Source organism: uncultured Aquincola sp. (assembly GCF_964001545.1).
Lineage (GTDB): Bacteria > Pseudomonadota > Gammaproteobacteria > Burkholderiales > Burkholderiaceae_C > Aquincola.
In genome coordinates this window covers 1-2,294 of record NZ_CAXFDV010000238.1, presented here as the reverse complement: position 1 = coordinate 2,294, position 2,294 = coordinate 1, and the positions used below count along the sequence as shown (strand labels likewise).

At 71.6% G+C, this 2,294-nt stretch carries 3 protein-coding genes and 1 pseudogene; all 4 read right to left on the bottom strand.

Annotated features, from left to right (window positions below):
• Positions 1–287, bottom strand: a pseudogene (locus ABNT58_RS08200) (type VI secretion system baseplate subunit TssE); the annotation flags it as partial.
• Entirely contained in the window at positions 284–1,291 is a 1,008-nt protein-coding gene (locus tag ABNT58_RS08195; protein WP_348753010.1) for a TagK domain-containing protein, read from the bottom strand. The gene ABNT58_RS08195 and the pseudogene ABNT58_RS08200, both read right to left, overlap by 4 nt.
• On the bottom strand, positions 1,288–2,097 hold the full coding sequence (locus ABNT58_RS08190; RefSeq protein WP_348753009.1) for a TagF domain-containing protein: 810 nt from the start codon (positions 2,095–2,097) through the stop codon (positions 1,288–1,290). The genes ABNT58_RS08195 and ABNT58_RS08190 overlap by 4 nt, the downstream gene beginning before the upstream one ends.
• On the bottom strand, positions 2,097–2,294 hold a 198-nt coding region (locus ABNT58_RS08185), incomplete at its 5' end, for a type VI secretion IcmF C-terminal domain-containing protein (RefSeq protein ID WP_348753008.1). The genes ABNT58_RS08185 and ABNT58_RS08190, both read right to left, overlap by 1 nt.

Genomic DNA, 2,294 nt, shown 5'->3' with positions numbered 1-2,294 from the left:
CCGTAGTTCACGCAGGAGGCCGCGGCTAGCGGGTGCTCTTGCGCCGACACGATCTCGGAGTGGTCGGTGGTGTTGAGCAGCAGGGCCAGGTCGCGCAGCACGATGTCGCGCAGGCGGGCGCGGCTGGCGGTGTAGGCGTCCGGCGACTCGCTGTCCTCCGATGGCGCGTCGTCGCACAGGCGGTCGAACAAGGTGGGCAGGTACACCGCTTCGCGATGGCGCGCGGCGGCCTCCGGCGGCAGCGTGGAAGGCAAGGCGCGCGCGGCAGGATGCGCTTGGGTCGTCATGGGGTTTCCTTGTCGGGCGGCGGTGGGCGAAGCTCGGCGCCGAGAGGCACGGCGCTGTCGAGCGAGAGGCCGTGATGCTCCAGCCGGGTGAGCGAGGGCAGGCGCTCATGGCGCTGCGTGGGCGCCCAACCCTGCGGCGCGAACAGGTGCAGCACGTTGGGCGGTTCGCTGGGCGCGAACAGGTCGTGGGGCCCGTGTGCATCCAGCTGCGACAGCACGGTGTCAATGCCGTCGCGCTGGCCCAGCAAGCGGGACAGCGGGGCCTTGGCCCCTTCAGAGGCTTTGAGATCGTCGAGGGCATCGACCCGGTTGGCGACCTCCTCCAGCGTCAGATGCGCCCAGTCCTCGTCGCCCGGCAGCCTTGCTTCCGGCGATTGCAGGCGTTGCAGGTAGCGCGCGTGCCATTGACTCAGCAGCTGCTCTTCGCGGGTGGGGGGCAGGTCGGCCACGGCAGCGGCGGCCGGTGCGGTCTCGGCGGGTTCAGCGCGCAGCAGCAAGTCATCGAGCCGTGACGGCTCGGCGGCGTGCGGGGCCAGCAACGGTGACCCCTGCCGATGCGGCGCGTCTGCCAGCAAGGTCAGGTCGATGTGCTCGGCGGGAGCGTCAGGCGCAGACGGGTCTGCGGCCACGTCGGCCACCCGGTCGTCGTCGCCCGCCTGGCGGCATGCCAGCTCCAGCCGGTACAAGCCCACGTCCAGCACGTCACCCTGCTGCAACCAGACCAGCAACTGCGGCTGCAGCACCTCGCCGTTGAGGCTGCAACGCAGCTCGTGGCACTGGTGTTCCACCGCGACGGCGCTGGCCTCCAGGCCCCAGGCGCGGTGAAAGCGCACCTGGGCCTCTTCGGCAGCGGGCTGCAGCGGCAGCCCGAGGTCTTCCAGCAGCGCGGACAAGCGGACCTGATCCTGCCCCTGCGGCCAAGGCCATGACAGGTCGAGCGCCTGCCCCTGGTGGCGGGTCACACGCCACAGCACGCAGGCTTGCAGGCTGAGGCGTTCTTTCATGTGCGCCCCCACAGCTGCATCAGGCTGGTGCCGGCCTGCACGTAGCCGCCTTGTGCGTCCTGCGTCCAGAAGGCCGCCACCGGATCGGTGCGCTTCAGCACCCGCTCGGGCCAGTCCACCCACGGCAGGTGGTAGACGCCGCGCAGGTCGTGGGCCGGATCGTCGTCGCGCGCGGCGCCGATCACCTGTTCGGCACGGCGGGGGTCCAAGGCAGTGATGGGGGCGCCCCACCACTGCGCCACCCCGGGCGCCTGCAGTTGCCACAGGCCATCGAGCTGCGCGAGCCAATCGCTCCACACCGTGTCCGGCTGCACCCCTCGCCAGGCCAGGCGCGCCCACCCGTATAGCGGCGTGCGGCCATGGTCTTGACCACCCGGCTGCCACAGCCGGCGCATCCACCCGGGGCTGACTTTTTGATAGACGATCAACGGGCAGGCGCGCCCCACCTTGTCGGTCGACGCGACCAGCACGCCTTGCACAAACTGCGACGGCGCAAACGACAGCCGGCCCGGAGGCATGACGAAGGCGACGGGCACCTGGTGCAGGCGGCGCACCACCGGCACCGCGTCCAGCTGCATCCAGCGCTGGCCCGGCGCTCGGGCCCTGGCCATGGCCGGGGCCGGCTGGGGGCGCAGCGGCCACACCTGTTCCACCCAGCGATGCCAGGCTTCACGTTCGGCCACGCAAGCCCGGTGGCTGACGAAGTCGCCTTGCGTGGGCACCTTGCCCCAGACCGCCGGCGGGGCCACGCCCACGCACTGGTTGATCGCACGCCTGAGCTGCGCCTTGAAGTCGGGCCAGCCCATCAGAGGCTCCGGCCCGGGCAGCTGAAGTTGCGCAGCAGCGTGCTGTTGAACGGGCTGGGGCCGGCGCTGCCGATGTCCAGCACGGCACGTCGGTTGTCGAAGCTGAACTCCGCCAGCACCCGCCCCGGCTGGGTGCCGGGCGACAGCTTGGCGCGCTCCACCAGCCGCAGCCAGGACCACGGCCCCCGCGCCGCCAT

What these genes read in the sequence shown, in the direction of transcription:
- ABNT58_RS08195 (WP_348753010.1), bottom strand. Translation starts at nt 1,291, where the DNA reads ATGAAAGAACGCCTCAGCCTGCAAGCCTGCGTGCTGTGGCGTGTGACC.
- ABNT58_RS08190 (WP_348753009.1), bottom strand. Translation starts at nt 2,097, where the DNA reads ATGGGCTGGCCCGACTTCAAGGCGCAGCTCAGGCGTGCGATCAACCAG.